General features: G+C 43.2%; 13 protein-coding genes. 3 read left to right on the top strand and 10 right to left on the bottom strand.

Annotation, left to right across the window (positions count from 1 at the left end):
- Positions 1–7: 7 nt before the first annotated feature.
- Positions 8–526 carry a GNAT family N-acetyltransferase gene (locus JO943_RS03585; RefSeq protein ID WP_202740017.1) on the top strand — a complete coding sequence of 173 codons (519 nt, stop codon included), beginning with the start codon at positions 8–10 and terminating at the stop codon, positions 524–526.
- Here the strand turns inward: JO943_RS03585 and JO943_RS03590 are convergent.
- From JO943_RS03590 to JO943_RS03600, 3 genes are all read right to left on the bottom strand, one after another.
- Positions 523–1,776 carry a serine hydrolase domain-containing protein gene (locus JO943_RS03590; RefSeq protein WP_202740018.1) on the bottom strand — a complete coding sequence of 418 codons (1,254 nt, stop codon included), beginning with the start codon at positions 1,774–1,776 and terminating at the stop codon, positions 523–525. The genes JO943_RS03585 and JO943_RS03590 overlap by 4 nt on opposite strands.
- 79 nt (positions 1,777–1,855) lie before the next feature.
- A complete protein-coding gene (locus JO943_RS03595; RefSeq protein ID WP_202740019.1) occupies positions 1,856–2,710 on the bottom strand; it encodes a MaoC family dehydratase in 855 nt (284 codons plus the stop codon).
- A gap of 65 nt (positions 2,711–2,775) precedes the next feature.
- Positions 2,776–4,167: a 3-oxoacyl-ACP reductase gene (locus JO943_RS03600; RefSeq protein WP_005229792.1), complete on the bottom strand. Its 1,392-nt coding sequence runs from the start codon at positions 4,165–4,167 to the stop codon at positions 2,776–2,778.
- A gap of 223 nt (positions 4,168–4,390) precedes the next feature.
- Between JO943_RS03600 and JO943_RS03605 the strand changes: the two genes are divergently transcribed.
- A complete protein-coding gene (locus JO943_RS03605) occupies positions 4,391–5,926 on the top strand; it encodes an acetyl-CoA C-acetyltransferase (protein ID WP_005285023.1) in 1,536 nt (511 codons plus the stop codon).
- An 84-nt stretch (positions 5,927–6,010) separates the two neighbouring features.
- On the opposite strand, the gene JO943_RS03610 is transcribed toward JO943_RS03605, so the two are convergent.
- The 5 genes from JO943_RS03610 to JO943_RS03630 form a co-directional block, all read right to left on the bottom strand.
- Positions 6,011–8,518, bottom strand: coding sequence for a tetratricopeptide repeat protein (locus JO943_RS03610; RefSeq protein ID WP_202740020.1), 2,508 nt, complete (start codon positions 8,516–8,518; stop codon positions 6,011–6,013).
- 125 nt (positions 8,519–8,643) lie between these two features.
- Complete coding sequence (locus tag JO943_RS03615) at positions 8,644–8,997, bottom strand: hypothetical protein (RefSeq protein WP_202740021.1); 354 nt, start codon at positions 8,995–8,997, stop codon at positions 8,644–8,646.
- Between the two features lie 117 nt (positions 8,998–9,114).
- The gene (locus JO943_RS03620) at positions 9,115–9,903 is read right to left on the bottom strand and encodes a glutathione S-transferase N-terminal domain-containing protein (RefSeq protein WP_202740022.1); all 789 of its coding nucleotides are present in this window, start codon (positions 9,901–9,903) and stop codon (positions 9,115–9,117) included.
- A 12-nt stretch (positions 9,904–9,915) separates the two neighbouring features.
- Positions 9,916–10,428, bottom strand: a complete 513-nt coding sequence (gene rraA, locus JO943_RS03625; RefSeq protein ID WP_005229783.1) for a ribonuclease E activity regulator RraA — start codon at positions 10,426–10,428, stop codon at positions 9,916–9,918.
- Positions 10,429–10,440: 12 nt separating this feature from the next.
- Entirely contained in the window at positions 10,441–11,106 is a 666-nt protein-coding gene (locus JO943_RS03630) for an NAD(P)H-binding protein (RefSeq protein ID WP_202740023.1), read from the bottom strand.
- Between the two features lie 213 nt (positions 11,107–11,319).
- On the opposite strand from JO943_RS03630, the gene rpsT reads away from it, so the two are divergent.
- On the top strand, positions 11,320–11,586 hold the full coding sequence (gene rpsT, locus JO943_RS03635) for a 30S ribosomal protein S20 (RefSeq protein ID WP_004771687.1): 267 nt from the start codon (positions 11,320–11,322) through the stop codon (positions 11,584–11,586).
- Between the two features lie 47 nt (positions 11,587–11,633).
- On the opposite strand, the gene JO943_RS03640 is transcribed toward rpsT, so the two are convergent.
- Both JO943_RS03640 and JO943_RS03645 read right to left on the bottom strand, forming a co-directional pair.
- Positions 11,634–12,902, bottom strand: a complete 1,269-nt coding sequence (locus JO943_RS03640) for a hypothetical protein (protein ID WP_202740024.1) — start codon at positions 12,900–12,902, stop codon at positions 11,634–11,636.
- A 185-nt stretch (positions 12,903–13,087) separates the two neighbouring features.
- Positions 13,088–15,886 carry a M66 family metalloprotease gene (locus JO943_RS03645; RefSeq protein WP_202740025.1) on the bottom strand — a complete coding sequence of 933 codons (2,799 nt, stop codon included), beginning with the start codon at positions 15,884–15,886 and terminating at the stop codon, positions 13,088–13,090.
- Positions 15,887–15,926 lie beyond the last annotated feature (40 nt).

Consider the following 15,926-nt stretch of genomic DNA (forward strand, 5'->3'; position numbering starts at 1 on the left):
GCAAACAATGAGACACCCTTTATTACAAAGCCAAAGACTTAATTTATTTATGTTTCAACTGGATGATCTTGCTGATATCTACCCATGCGTTACAACAACGCTAACGCGCTATATGAGTTGGGAACCTGCACACAGTTTTGCAGAGCAGGAAACAATTGCTCAGCAATGGTTAGTCAAAGCAACAAAGCATAGCGACCAACACTTTGTATTGCGCCATAAACAAGACCAGCGCTTTATTGGCCTGATCGGTGTGCATGGCATGCAGACATCGACACCTGAACTGGGCATATGGATTCGGGAAGATTGCCACCATCAAGGTTTTGCCAAAGAAGCGATCCTTGAGGTTTTCTGTTGGGCCTCTGCTCATCTATCCGCTCAATATTTCTTATATCCAGTAGCAGTGAATAATCAGTCTAGTCGTAAACTGGCTGAATTTTTAGGTGGTACTATTGCGGGCTACAAGACGGAAAGAAAATATCAAGCAGTGATTTATCACATTCCACCCTATCAAATTCAGGCGAATTAAAACCAGCCTTTGCGCCCATTTAAAATTGCATCGGCACAACGTAATGTTTCCTGGCTCAAGCCCCACAGACGATAATCACCGGTTGCTGAAGTCACATTAAAATTGTGGGTATAAGCAAAACTCAGTTCACGATCAACATCACACCAAGCTCCCGAGCCATTAAAGCCCACATGTCCAAAGCCGTGTGGCGCACGTTTGCCCAGGGTGAGAATACGGTGATAGCCCAAACGCCAGTGCATTGGAATCGGCATGACCTGATCACGTGCTTTGCTTTGTACCGTACTGAGTTGCTTGAACACTTCTGGTCGAATCAGTTGCTGACCTTGCCATTGCCCCTGATTGGCCAGCATGGCATACACTTTAGCCAGACTATCTGCGGTAAATACCCCATTTGCCGCAGGAATGACCGCTTGTAAGCCCTCATCACTATAAAAGCTAAAATGGCGCATCCCTTTAGGAATCATGGCATCCTGAAAATCTTGCGGGTTTTGCCCGGAAAGCTCCAATAAGCGTTCCGATAAAGAGGCTTTACGGGATTGACTGTTTTTCTTGTTCTGCGGTTTAGCTTGAGATGCCGTTTTGGGTTTTTCCAATAAACGTGCAACACGATCTAATTCTGAAGCAGGCGTTCCAAAATAAGCGCCATCCAGTTCAAGCGGTTGTACCAGATAACGTTGCATCAGCCAGCTTAACGGCTGTTTGGCTGCTTTTTCAATGACACCACCCAGAATCCAGCCATAGGTCAAGGGTTGATAAGCATAGCTTTGCCCTGCCATAAAACGTGGTGTTGCTGCAGCCACCACGTCCAGCATATGCGACCAATCCAGCATTTCTGTCGCAGCATCAATCATATTGCGAATATCAAACAAACCGCTTTGATGGGATAACACATGACGCAAGGTAATATTGGCTTTGCCATTTTGAGCGAATTCAGGCCAATAATGTGTAATCGGCTGCTCATAATCCAGCACACCTTCACTCACTAAAATATGCGCCAGCGTTGCAAGAACCCCCTTACCGGTTGAATAGCACATGGCCAAGGTATCGGCTTGCCAGTCTTCATGTTGAGATTTCTTCCCCGTATAAATATCAACAACTTTCTGCCCTTGAAAATACACCACCAATGCCGCGCCACCTTGCTGGCTACGTGCATCCTGTAAACGGCTAAACTGGTGAGCCAGATCAATAAAGCGTTCATCAACGCTACCGTGATAATGCTGTGTATCAGCAAATAATAATTCTTTAATCAAAGCTCAATTCCTTATGATATTTATGTTTTTATGGTCTCCCTATTGCGCACAACAGGGAGCATTACAATTTAAGAATGGATTAAAGTGCCTTCACTGTACCTGCCACATGTGGCTTTTTAGATTTCAGATTACGGATCAGGAAATCTGTTTGCTTTGCTTCAGCTGCGGTAAGGAACTCAACCGTTGAAGGTAAATACATTGGTAGTTTGAACCAGACATCTGCCTCATAAGCCGCTGGAAGCTCAATGCTCGCCAAAGCTTTGGCCTTGCTCCACATACCATGTGCAATCGCCTGTTTAAAGCCAAACGCTTTTGCAGTCACCGCATGGATATGAATGAGGTTAAAGTCACCAGAAATCACCGCATAACGGCGCCCGGTATTTTCTGAAATATCCCATTCTGCCTGTGATTGATAAGCGGGTTCTTGCGTATCTTTAGCTTTTTCGCCTGCTTTTTTCTCAGTTTTCTGACGTGATAAATAGGTGGTTAAACTTTCCATCACCACTTCACCGGCAACTTTCGCAGTGGTAATGAAATCAAATTGCAAACCTTTGTCGTGCGGTTTTAGTTCACCAAACTTGCACGACAACGTGATTTGCTCATTCACAGCAATTTTACGTATTTGCTTGATCTGGTTACGAATATGCACCAAACCCAAGATTGGAAACGGGAAAGCTTCACTGGTCATCATGTGCATTTGCAGACTTTGCGACAAAACCGCCAGATAAATTGCAGGTACGACACCATCATTTTTAAAACCACAAATCTCGTTATAGCTTTCTAAATGTTTGCTATCAATTTTAAGTGTATCTACCACATACTCAACTTGTGGCAGAACTTTTTCACCTTTTGGCTTTTTGAAAATGAGACCTTGAATGACTTTTGGATAAGCTAAATAAGGTTTTGGCAACTGACTAAAATGACGTGTATTCATAATAAACCTTTCAATATTTTTATAAAAAAGGGATGCACAAGCACCCCTCTTCAAAACCCTAATGCTTAAGCACCTAACAAGCTTTGACCACAGACGCGTACCACGTTACCAGTCACACCTGTTGAACCAGTAGATGCATACCACGCAATTGCTTCAGCTACATCTACAGGTAAACCACCTTGGTTCATTGAGTTCATACGGCGACCAGCTTCACGAATCGCGAATGGAATCGCAGCAGTCATTTGTGTTTCAATGAAACCTGGTGCAACTGCATTGATGGTAATACCATTTTTCAATGTCGGCGCAGTAAATTTAACCAGACCGATCACCCCTGCTTTAGATACTGCATAGTTGGTTTGACCGAGGTTACCCGCGATACCACTGATTGATGATACACAAACGATACGACCATTGGCATTTAAACCGTCATGAGATAGTAAGTAATCGTTAACACGCTCAATGGCAGACAAGTTAATATTGATGACAAGATCCCAAAGCTCAGGCTTCATATTTGCCAAAGTTTTGTCACGGGTAATCCCTGCATTGTGCACGATCACGTCTAAACCGCCTTGTTTTGCAGCAGCAGTCTTGATTTTTTCACCCGCATCCGCAGCCGTAATGTCGATTGCCAATACTGAGCCGCCAATTGAACCTGCCACACGTTCAAGATCCGCTTGTTGTTGTGGAACGTCTAAACAAATGACATGTGCACCATCACGCGCCAAGACATGTGCAATCGCTTCACCGATACCACGGCTTGCACCGGTAACCAATGCAGTTTTACCTGCAAGTGGTTTCGCCCAGTCTAAATCAGCCACATCAGCTTTAGATACACGGATCACTTGACCTGATACATAAGCAGAACGTGGTGAAATCAAGAAACGTAAAGTTGATTCAAGGTTCGCTTCTGCACCTTGGTCGACATAAACCACTTGAGCAGTAATGCCTTTTTTGAACTCTTTACCAACAGATTTGATGAAACCTTCAAGCGCACGTTGTGCAATCGCCTGTTTGACTGTTTTTGCAGTTTCAGGTGTGGTACCGATCACAATCACACGACCTGAACTTGAGATTTGACGAGCGATTGGATTGAAAAAGTTATACAACTCTTTTAACTGCTCAGAATCCTGAATGCCAGAGGCATCAAATACAACCGCTTTGAATTTAGATTCTTTATCATCGGCATTTAATGGACGCAGATTTAAACCGACTTTTGCAGCAGTCTGCTGTAACTCAACATTATTACCGACATAACTATCTGCATGAATATTGCTAAGAACTTGAGCAATCGCAGCAGAAACCGTACTTGATGGTGCTGCGCCAAGCAATACTGCCCCATTCACAACAGGTTGGGCACTTTCAAAACGATCTAGCGTCACTGGTGATGGCAGACCTAAATTTTTTACCACAAATTTACCTAAAGGTGATTGTGTAAATGCTTGGTATTGATCAGTCATGGTTATTATCTCTCATACAAATGAATTTGTTACAAACACATGAATCATGTTGGGATATGGCATGAAATCAATGTCTGATTGACTCATCACAAATCATACTTGAGTTCATGTCTGGATGTCTTGACCTGAATGTGGTCGCAAGCGTCATTCTAGTCAATACAGCTGTATGGGAAATATGGTATGTTTGTAGCAAGAATATCGCAATTATGCTTGGAAAAGCCTTATGAGCAAAACAACTCAAGAAAATCCAGCAGTCGACAATTCTGCTCAGGAGACTGTGTCAAATACATCAACAGCAGCTTCTACGAAACGTAAAACTGCGAGCACAACTCCAAAAGCAGCAACCACGACACCAAAAACAACGCGTGCCCGTTCTACAACACGTAGTGCAGGTGCGGCAAAAAGCGCTGCTTCTTCTACAACGACGAAAGCAGCGACTGCTAAAACAACCAAACCTTCTGTTCAACAGGATAAAACCATGAGCCAAAACACTGTGCGTCGTGTTGCCATTATCGGCGGTAACCGTATTCCTTTCGCTCGCTCTAACGGCGCTTATTTCACAGCTTCTAACATCGACATGTTTACAGCTGCGTTAAACGGTTTGGTTGAGCGCTTCAACCTGCAAGGTCAACGCCTAGGTGAAGTGGTTGCGGGTGCAGTCTTAAAGCACAGCCGTGATTTTAACATGACGCGTGAATGTGTATTAAATACGCAACTTGCACCAGAAACCCCTGCTTATGACATTCAACAAGCATGTGGTACAGGTTTACAGGCCGCTTTCCTTGTCGCAAACAAAATTGCTTTAGGTCAAATCGAAGTGGGTATCGCAGGTGGTGTTGATACCACTTCTGACGCGCCAATCGCTTTCGGTGACGGCTTACGTAAAGCCCTGCTTGAGCTTAACATTGCCAAAACAGGTAAAGACCGTTTAAAAGCTTTAGCGAAAATAAATGTAAAAGACCTGATGGATGCGCCTAAAAATGGTGAACCACGTACCGGTTTATCAATGGGTGACCACCAAGCAATCACTGCGCTTGAGTGGGGTATTCCACGTGAAGAACAAGATGCTCTCGCTGCTTCTTCTCACCAAAAAATGGCAAAAGCATACGAAGAAGGTTTCTTCGATGACTTAATCACGCCATTCCTGGGTTTAAGCCGTGACAATAACTTACGTGCTGACTCAACTGCTGAAAAACTGGCAAAATTAAAACCAGTGTTTGGTAAAGGCGAAGCTGCAACCATGACAGCAGGTAACTCTACGCCATTAACAGATGGTGCGTCATGTGTACTTTTAGCGTCTGAAGAATGGGCGAAAGCCAATGGTCACGAAGTACTTGCTTACCTGACTTTCTCTGAAACTGCTGCGGTTGATTTCGTGGGCAAGAAAGAAGGCTTATTAATGGCCCCTGCTTATGCAGTTCCACGTATGCTTGAGCGTGCTGGCCTTAAACTTCAAGATTTCGACTACTATGAAATCCACGAAGCATTTGCATCACAAGTGCTTTCTACCTTGAAAGCGTGGGAAGATGAAAAGTTCTGTAAAGAGCGTTTAGGGCTAGATGCACCTTTAGGTTCAATTGATCGTAGCAAACTCAACGTTAAAGGTTCTTCTTTAGCTGCGGGTCACCCATTCGCCGCTACAGGTGGTCGTATCATCGCGACGGCTGCGAAAATCTTAAACCAAAAAGGTTCAGGTCGTATCCTTGTTTCGATCTGTGCTGCGGGTGGTCAAGGTGTGACCGCGATTATTGAAAAATAATTGCTCACCGACTGAAGCAAAAAAAGCTGAATCACTTGATTCAGCTTTTTTATTGCTCAGTGCTTTACTAGGCTTATACCCTGCTTAATCAGATGCAGATTCATCAAGTTGTATATCATTACTTACGATATATTCCTGCCAATGCTGATATTTTTCAGGATTTTTAAACTGTTCCGATTCAGCATAATAATGCAGTAACTGCTTCAATGCATAAGCATAATCAGCATACTGCAATGCCTTCTCAAAATATTGAATGGCCTTTTTAATATTCTGCTTAAACTGATGCCCTGCTTCATACATTAGTGCATAATAGATCGCCGTATATGCTTCGTCTTTATCACGCTTAATCAGCTTGGCAACTTGAGCATATGCCGCCTGTTGATAGTAGATATCAGCAAGCTGTTCTCCACTGAAATAAAACTGCTGCTCGGCACGTTGATAATATGTTGCGGCAAGCTCCAGATCCTGTTCAATGTCAATCCCGTCATAATAAAACCCTGCCAGATTTTTGCAGGCTTGCCCGTTACCTAATTGTGCACTCTTGTTAAAACATTCAATCGCCAGCTGGACATCCTGCTCAATCCCGTGCCCGTTAAGATACATACACCCCAGATTGTTCCAGCCCCACGAATTGTCCAGTTGCACTGCTTGCCAGTAATAGTCCAGCGCACGCACATAATCTTGCTGCACACCTTCACCGTTATTATAAATCAGGCCCAAGGCCACCATACTCTCACTATCCCCCTGATCCGCAGCAGCCTGATAATATTGTATGGCTTGCGCAATATCATGATGTTCTTCAAAAGATTGCGCCATTTTTAACAAGGTGTTGACCTTCAGCTGACCAAAATAGCTATCGCCTTGGGCAGCTTTCCAGCGTGAATAGAACTGCTCGAAAAATCTTAAATCCTTGCCTTGGAAATTAAAGCGCCGCAGATAAAATTGAGCAATCTGATCAGGGTCAGCTTGTACCAGTTGACGCTGCGGGTTGATAAAAAATACATTCAGCGCTTTGAATAAAGTTAATAGCCCTTGTTCCGGGTCATAACGCTCAATTGCCGGCGCAATATAATCAAAACCTGTTGTTCCCAGCATATTTTGTTTTGCATCGTAGTAATAGCTTCCCGCTGTCGTGATGCACTGGAACACGCCGTGACTGACATGCTGGATACGCTCAAACTGATTGGCAAGCGGGATCAGCCATCGCTGTTGCTTGGCATCGAACAGACCATATTGCCCTGCATGTTCAAAAGGATAAATATCCTCGAGTTCATGCAGATATTCCCCCTCAATCAGCTTATCCATACCTTGTGCTAACAAAAAGCAATGGGTTTCGGTGTGATAGACAGACCATTGCTTATTTTTGCAATAAGCAAAACTACGATAACCATAACCCGACCATTCCTTTAGCTGATCAATATCATCAATCAGTAACTCGCCATTTGGTTTTAGTACACAAATCTTGCGCTGGAACTTATTCGGCTTGACCCATAAATAGCCATTACTGAGCGGTTGTAGTACATCTTCAATATATTCTCCCAGATAGTCCCCGTTACTCAGGAAATAACGTCTTTTTGCCGAGCCTTTTTGAGCACAGTAATACAGCTTAACCTGTTCATTTAAATAATCCAGATCGAAAGGATGGTCCGATGATTCAGCGACAATAGCCTGATGCTGGAGATTAACCAGACGATACTGGCCTGCTTTAAATACATTAAAAACATCAGAGTAACGTAGCTGCTCTACTGCTTCGTAGCAGGCGGGAATCATCCATTGACCATCTTCCACACAGATCAGGCCTTCTAATTCCGGCTTTTCCTGTGGATGCACTACTGCATAATTTTTACCTTCCAGCTGAAAACTGTCATAGGCATCCGCAAACTGTGCTTCGAGCAGAATCTTCCCATAATGATTCAGATAACCATATTGTGCATTGCGCTCAAATACGGCGATTCCCTCATCATTAAATGCCCAGATCTCGTTCATCTGCGGTGCAAGAACAACTTCTCCCTGACGGTTTCTGAGTCCCCATAGGCCATTTTCCTCAAAGCTTTCCGATGCATCGCGATAAAGTGATTCTTCCCAATAGCCCAGTCCCCATTGCACCCAGTCTGTCTGTAAAATATCCAGAAAGTTTTCATAGCCCGTTCTGGCCAACACCGCATCCAGAACAGTTAAATCCCGCTGCTCCAGAGCCTGATCATACAAGGCTTTTTTCTCCAGGATGTCTTCAAGCCATTGCTGTGCCTGCTGACGATGACTGTCCTCATTCATATTAAAGACATCAGTGGCATCCATTTCTAGTTGTTCATAAGGCAAGTGCTGTAATAGCTCGAACATGGTCTGCTGGGCCTCTATACAGCCCACCTGTTCACTGAATTGATATTGTTCATTTAATAAATGGTAAAAACGTTGTAAGTACTCAACACCACCTTGGCGGTCAAAGTACAGCAAATGCCCCTTACGGGAAGGTTGTGCAAAAAACAGCGGAAGTAACAACTGTGGAATTTCATATTTCCACTCACCTAGATAGCCCAAATCGCTATGCTGTTTATCTTTATTAACATTATATAAATAAATACGATGTGCCATGCATTTGTCTCTAGTTATTATCTTTATGAAAGTTCATACTCGAATATAGGGTAAGACTACACTTTTGTAGCCACGCCTTATATGTGTTGGTTACTATTAATAGATAGTGTTGCACCTATACTGCTCTATCTCGCCCGTTTAAACTTCACATAATAATCATTTAAAACTTTAATCGCTTGCTTGAGTTCTTTGAGATTTTCTTCATTATTTTCCAACCGCTCAACAAAACGTTGCGAGTGTAATTCCAGATCAATTTTTTCATTAATTTGTGGTGCAATCCGGAATAGCTTTTCTAAATCATCAAATCGTTCTAATTTTCGGTTTGAGAAATATTCCAGACGAAAACCCAAATCATTCAGTACCACACCATTTAAAATTGGCCCCTGCTCAGCATCAAAAGACAGAGCGTGTTCTTTTAGAAATAGTTGCTCGGGTGTTTGTTTAGAACTTTTGAAGAGATTGCTAAATTGACTTAACATTTTGGGGTGATCATATGACTATTTTCAGGCCTATTAAACCGCTAAACCCATAATTGAAGCAACCGCCATCCCAGTTGATATAAAAAAAGCACCTGTTAAAAGATGCTTTCTGAACAGTTATGCTCCGTACTGTTTCTTTAAATATTCCATAATTTTGGCAGATTCAAACATTTTCACACCTGTATTCGGATCAAATAGATAAGGCACCTGAATATCGCGTCCCATCACCTCAACCACCTTTTCACGTTTGCCATTCGGCAACGGAATATACTTACCGGGTTTTAAACGCAATACGGCTGGCCCCATATCCTGCCAACGTTCTTTCGGTACATTATGCAAAATATAGGGCAGTTCTAACTCGGTCAGGACTTCACGCACCAAACGGGTATACGGGCTCGCCTCAAAACTCCACAGTTCCAATAACTGCGCTGGTGCCGGACGATCAACAATCTGCGGATCAATCCAGACGCCACGCGCTGCGTTAGCGACTGTGGCCAACGTAGACACATACGGAAGTTTTGGATAATGGCTATACTTTTTCGGTGTTTTCCCTGTTTTGCCATAGTGCTTAAACAGATGATGAATAATGGCTTGTGACTCATATAACTGGTCACCGGTATTTTCATCAATCAAAAAGGGAAACTGTTTTTTACCACCTTTGGCTTTGACGATCTGTCGATATTTTTGCCCACCTTTAGGACATGGATAAATTTCCACATCCAGATTCAGTAAGGTGATCACTTCACGGACACGGCGGCAAAATGGTGAACCTTCAAACTCATACAGTTTTATTGCCTTTGCCGGCTGATTAGGGAATGGTGTCCCCATTGCCCCTCGACCGCCTTCGATTACACTGGCAACAACCGATTGTAAAACCTTGAGCTGGTGATTCACCTTATTCAGCATCGCACTCTCCTTTTAGCAGTCGACCAGTTTTTCTTTTGCAATCACAATGCCATTATTATCTGCGTAGATATAATCGCCCGAGTTGATTGTCACACCACCAAAATACAAGCTGACATCGACTTCGCCTATGCCTTTACGATTACTTTTTTGCGGGATTGCAGCCAACGCATGTACGCCCAAATCCAGTTCTGCAAGTGCATCCACATCACGCACACAACCATAGATTACCACCCCGTTCCAGCGATGTTTCACTGCGGACTCGGCAATCATGTCTCCCATCAAGGCACAACGCATAGATGCACCACCATCGACTACCAATACTTTCCCTGTACCATCGGTTGCCAACAGCTCTTTCACACGTGAGTTATCTTCAAAACACTTTACAGTCACCACTTGACCGCCAAAGGTTTTACGCGCGCCATAGCTTTTAAAGAATTTTCCATCTAAAGACGGGATGACCACTTGTAGCTCTTTTTCCGGGTTATCATCTAACAAATCACAGGTTACAAAAGGAATTGTCGTCACTGAAATTCTCCATTATTTGCTTTGTTGTATACTCAGGTTATCGTAGAGTTTGAATGCGGCAGTCTGTGTTTGTGCTGCAACCCGCATAGTATGCGCCAATTGTTCTGCGGTAACAGGTTTAAGTTTAAACGGCCGAGTCCAGGTTTTTTCGACCAGTTTAAATGCTGTCTGTGCCAGATCTTCAAGCAGACGAACCTCACTACGTTTGCCAATTAAAAGTGAGGGCTGGAAAATTGATAGCTTATAAATTGACAGGCTCTTCAGGTAATTTTCCAGTTCACCTTTGACTTTATTATAGAAAATTGGCGAATTTGCGTTCGCTCCCAACGCACTTACCAGCAATAAATGAATATTTTTGTCCTGAATCAAATCAGCAAAATGCGCATTGATTTCATAATCAATTGCATAAAAAGCGTCTTTGGAACCTGCCTGTTTAATGGTGCTTCCCAAGCAACTAAAGGCATGGGTATAGGCATTGACATCTTCATCATTTAATAACAGGAAGTCGTCCAGAATCAGCTGAGCGACCTTGCTATAAGTGTTTAATGTTTCTGAATTTTTCCTGACAACCACGGTAATAGCATTAAAATCTTCAGCTTGTTGCAGTTCATCCACCAGTGCCTGACCGACCAGTCCTGTCGCACCAATTACAATTGCTTTTTTATCACCTGTTCTCATTTTTAATTCTTCCAAGCCATGACTAGGCTTAATGTAACGTTTTATTGGACGATTATCACCTGTTAAATGTACTTAAAAGTATCACAAGACTTGACTTCGAGGCTTAGTTTCCTCAAAATATGGCACTTGTTTACGGGCTGGTGAATGTTGCCAATGTTATTTTGGTTTTAACTTCAGCCCGCCCAGACCAACTTATTTTCAAGGAGTGCACGAGTGGCAAACTCTGCTCAAGCTAAAAAACGTGCTCGTCAAAACGTTAAAGCACGTAAACACAACGCAAGCTTGCGTTCTATGGTTCGTACTTACATCAAACGTACTGTAAATGCGATCGCTGCTGGTGATTATACTGTTGCTACAGAAGCTTACAAAAAAGCTGTTCCTGTAATCGACCGTATGGCTGATAAAGGCATCATCCACAAAAACAAAGCTGCTCGTCATAAGAGCCGCTTGAATGCTCAAGTTAAAGCATTAGCTAACTAATTTGATGCATATAAAAGAGCCCGAATTTTCGGGCTTTTTTATTGTCTTCAGTTTTTCAAATATGGCTGTAAACCTGTTCCCGCCTCTTTCACAAGCAGCATCAGTTTCTGACAGAACTTATAACTTTCCTCAAGCAACCCCAGATCACGCGCACGCGCATTGTGCTGAGTAAAAGACCGTTTATAAAACTGATAGCGCTCATTTAGATAATCATGATCCTGACTCAGTGCAATCATCATTAACTCAAATCGAAAATCCAGATCCACCATAAAGTCTGCCGGCATATCGCCATAGGCCCACGCTTGCAGTATCTCCAGTTTACCTTGCCCCAGATTTGTAAAGATAAAAGCAATATAAGCATCCAGCTGTTTAAAGAAATCCTGAATATTGGCCTTGCTTTCCCAACGTCCCGTTAGTGCAAAACAAGGTTCTGGATTATATTCCCCATTAGCACGCCGATGCACATCCATCGAACGCAGCCTAAAAATCAACCGTTCAGATAACTGCTCCTGCAAGTGCTGAGGAATAAAACGATCGGTAAAATCCATTGCAAAAGACAGCATCGGACTAATGGTCAGTTTTCTCAGCACCATCTTCAATTGATAAAACACACCCAGCTGTTTCTGGGTCAATAAAAAACACCGATAACCCGTATCCAGCGCCAGCTCCGGTCGACCAATATTCCCCCAGTTAGAAATAAAATCATGCGCCACATTAAACACATCAAGCTTGAGATGCCGGGTATCCTCCTGCTGTTCAAACCATTGACCAATCAGTTGCTCTGCGGCGGCCATATTATGTGGCATCTCAAAATCACCTGTTTGCAACAGCGATTTCGCATCTTGTACAGGCTGAATTTGTTTTAACTCTAATGGCTCCAATAAATACGGTTGCAGCATATTTGAGACAGCATTTTCAGGAGACTGCAATTCACCAATCGCCCACACATTATAATTCGGCTCATAAAACCCGACTCCGGTCTCTTGAACCGTTTCATAAAAAACCCGATACATCGCATCATTTTGAGCCTCATTGGCCAGCACTTCGACTTGCACACTGGCACATAATCCTTGAGCAAACTTACTCTTGAGCCCTTGTACCCATTGTTGAGTAGGCTCGGAAAAATAGGCTTGATATTGAGGATCGCAAATTTTATCTGAAAATAACTCCAACCAGGCTTGTAATGTTTTACCCTGGCTGGAAGTGTTGCAATATTGCTGATGCAGCTCAAAAGCAACCTGTTGAGAATCATCTTCTGCGGGCACTTTGCCTGTAAAAATCTCAGGCTCCCATAAATAAATTGTGTTTGATAACATCTTTTTATCCAATTATGTGTCGGTTTTCTCTTTTTATTTTCCTATCATGACGAAAAAAGACTGATTTTAAAAGTACCGTTTTTATTATTTTTAACTTTTTAGGACATTTTATTGATGAAAAAAATATGAAGCCGCAAAGAGCTTCATATTTTTTATTTATAAAATCAACTTAGATACTATAGTAATTAAGGTATTACTGATAAAGCCTTAGCGGCGATTGGTAAATTTCTGGCAGATAGTCCTGCAAGAAGCAAACTATCATTCATTACCGGAATACTCCATTTCTGATTGGCCCCATTGGTACAGCGATAACGGATTAAGCGCGCACGATTATTGCTTAGATACCCACCTTCCAGATCAAAACACTGATTTGACTGCTTAATTGCCTGCGCAACAGCATCTACTTCCCACACCTGACTATTTGCAGTACCACAGGGCATCAGATTAATCACATTTCCAGCCGTAGTGGTTAGGCATTGATCGATATATTGCTTGTTATGGATTTTGCCCAAGGCATCATAAACCCATTTTTCCGAATCATCCCCAACACAACCCGTCGCTCCACTAATAAAGGTATTGAGCTGTCCATTTGCCAGCTTCTCGGCTTTTAAACAGTTGCTTCTGTTTAACAAGCTACTCCATGATGCAAAACTCAGATCATCTTTCAGTTCCAGTTTTTCAATAAAGGCCTGAAAGGCATTTACCGCTTCACTATTCAAATTGCTTAAATCCGAGCGATAGACATTGATCCAGCGATTTACACGATAAAGCTTAATTTGCTGCTGGGTATAACGCATCATTTCGATTTGTGCATCTGCGGATAACTGATCCTTAAAGCTTCGATATGAATCAAACAACAATTTAGATTCAGGTGAAAGATTTACAACAGCCTTATTCTTATTATTAAGTAAAGCCTGTTCCAGCTGCGGTAACTCAATTGCTCTTAAAGCTGAATATTCAGCCTCTTTACCAATATCAACTGCTGGAGCTAAAGCAGGCGTATTAACAGGAATTGACATACTCGACAATAAAACTGCTGCCTGATTGGCCTTTTTACAATAAAGCTTGACCTGCTGTGGTGCCTCAGTTTGAGCAAGATTAATATGGAACTTATTGGCATTACCATTCATGCGCTGCGGTGCCAAAGCTATATTTTGTGTTGCACTTGCAAACTGTACATTGAGCCAGCAATTTGCGGTTACAGCAGCTGGATTTACTTGCGGTAGATCAAATACATTCCCCCAATTTCCTTTTGCTGCCGGATAAATCAAACCAACTTGCGCCTCTGGATCGTAACCACCTAAAATCGTATACACAGGCACACCAAACATTCTTGGTTTTAGATAGTTACCATCGGCACGGTTATACCAGACATTACTTGAATTTGGCGTTTTAGGTTGCGCAACCTCCATCATACGGGTGCTGGCATTCCACTTTTTATAACCGGTTGGCGAACTCGCATCCCATACATAACGATCAAAAGCCGGCTGAATTTTTAGGTAGGTGCTATAACCGGTGTAATGGGTATATTTGGAAATACTACTGGCCGTTGCACCGCCCGACATCGCATCCCAACCATAGGCATATTTATTCAGGAAGTTCGGTACGCCATTGGCACCATCGCCTAGACTGGTATTGGTCCAGTTAAGATTGCCACGCATTTTGTTTCTAAAGGCGATATACCCCCAGCCACTGTCCGCATGGTGCGCAGCCCAGAACATATTATTCCCCACTGCGCCTGGATAATGCCCAAGCCCATAATGATGGCCGATTTCATGGCTAAACTCATTGCCCACAGAATCAATTAAGGTCAACATACCATTACCACCACTTAGGCCATGCGTTGCCTCACCATTGCTATACTTCCCGCGCGCATAATGCGCTACCACACTTTGAGTCAACTGAGGTTGTTCCTGACTCGCCATTGAAGCACTGGTGATACCCCAGTTGGCCAGATTAATACCCACACCAAAAGTCGACTTGGCGGTATTTTCACGCATATCACCGCTATACACATCACCCGTAGTTGCACTGGCTGTATCATAAATAACACCACTTGCGACCATGACCTTATCGAGTTTTAAATCATCATATTTTGCAACGATCATACGCGCTGCCGGAATGGTCTGGAAGTAATCAGTGCCCGCTTTGGCTGGCTCAAGCAGCATATAATGCCCTGTTGATTTCGGCGGATCGGTTAATAAGCCTAAACGGATATTCTGTAGCACCAACTCGCCTGGTGCGGCCAGATCAATCTTGTCTGCCGCTAAATCACCACTACGATTATTCAGTGGATCAATTACCCGAAGATGCAGACCCGCTCGGATTTCATGCCATTTCAATGCGACTGTCCATGCCCGCGTCGAATAACTGACAGGCGGGCGCGCATCGGTATTGGATTGATCCGAAGCTGCAATTCTTGAGGGTTCTTTCAATTTAACCGTTCGTAGCAGTTGATTATCCCGATAAATTTCGACATTTAATGCCTGCAGATCACCCATTTCTGCCAATGGCGTCACCAGTAACAACGCATCTTTTTCCGCGGTTAAGCGTGGCATCGAATCTTTTTCATTCTGGTTAGGATTGACCACATGGCTTTGTGCAAATTGCAACATTGCCGCAAATCCGCCATTTAAATCATTGCGTAATATTCTTGGCAGTCCGAGTTTATCGTAATCATAAAAGCCCAATACCGCTGCATCGATCACATCCTTGTTAGGTTCAGGATACTTTTCCATAACAGGAGGTATCGATGGCGTTTCTGTTGTCGTAGCGCCACCTTGATTCGGTGTCTCAGGTGTCCCATCGCCTGGCAACTCACTGCTTCCATCGTCTGGCACCAGACTGCCACTTCCCGCCGTGGTATGATCATTGTTCGGTGGCTCAGTATGATGTGTTGTACTGCTGTCATCTGAACCACCACCGCAAGCCACCAGTATCATGGACAGCAAACAGGCCGTTAAATGTTTAAGTTGTAATTGCATCACATTTCCCCAAGAAAAACTTGTCAGATTATCGTTAATG

Origin of the sequence: Acinetobacter sp. 'aerobic (ED)' (assembly GCF_904886855.1) — a bacterium.
GTDB lineage: Bacteria > Pseudomonadota > Gammaproteobacteria > Pseudomonadales > Moraxellaceae > Acinetobacter > Acinetobacter courvalinii.

Bases quoted from the DNA above. Each gene is read 5' to 3' on its own strand.
- JO943_RS03585 (WP_202740017.1), top strand. From the start codon at position 8: ATGAGACACCCTTTATTACAAAGCCAAAGACTTAATTTATTTATGTTT.
- JO943_RS03595 (WP_202740019.1), bottom strand. From the start codon at position 2,710: ATGAATACACGTCATTTTAGTCAGTTGCCAAAACCTTATTTAGCTTAT.
- JO943_RS03600 (WP_005229792.1), bottom strand. From the start codon at position 4,167: ATGACTGATCAATACCAAGCATTTACACAATCACCTTTAGGTAAATTT.
- JO943_RS03605 (WP_005285023.1), top strand. From the start codon at position 4,391: ATGAGCAAAACAACTCAAGAAAATCCAGCAGTCGACAATTCTGCTCAG.
- JO943_RS03610 (WP_202740020.1), bottom strand. From the start codon at position 8,518: ATGGCACATCGTATTTATTTATATAATGTTAATAAAGATAAACAGCAT.
- JO943_RS03615 (WP_202740021.1), bottom strand. From the start codon at position 8,997: ATGTTAAGTCAATTTAGCAATCTCTTCAAAAGTTCTAAACAAACACCC.
- JO943_RS03620 (WP_202740022.1), bottom strand. From the start codon at position 9,903: ATGCTGAATAAGGTGAATCACCAGCTCAAGGTTTTACAATCGGTTGTT.
- JO943_RS03630 (WP_202740023.1), bottom strand. From the start codon at position 11,106: ATGAGAACAGGTGATAAAAAAGCAATTGTAATTGGTGCGACAGGACTG.
- JO943_RS03640 (WP_202740024.1), bottom strand. From the start codon at position 12,902: ATGTTATCAAACACAATTTATTTATGGGAGCCTGAGATTTTTACAGGC.
- JO943_RS03645 (WP_202740025.1), bottom strand. From the start codon at position 15,886: ATGCAATTACAACTTAAACATTTAACGGCCTGTTTGCTGTCCATGATA.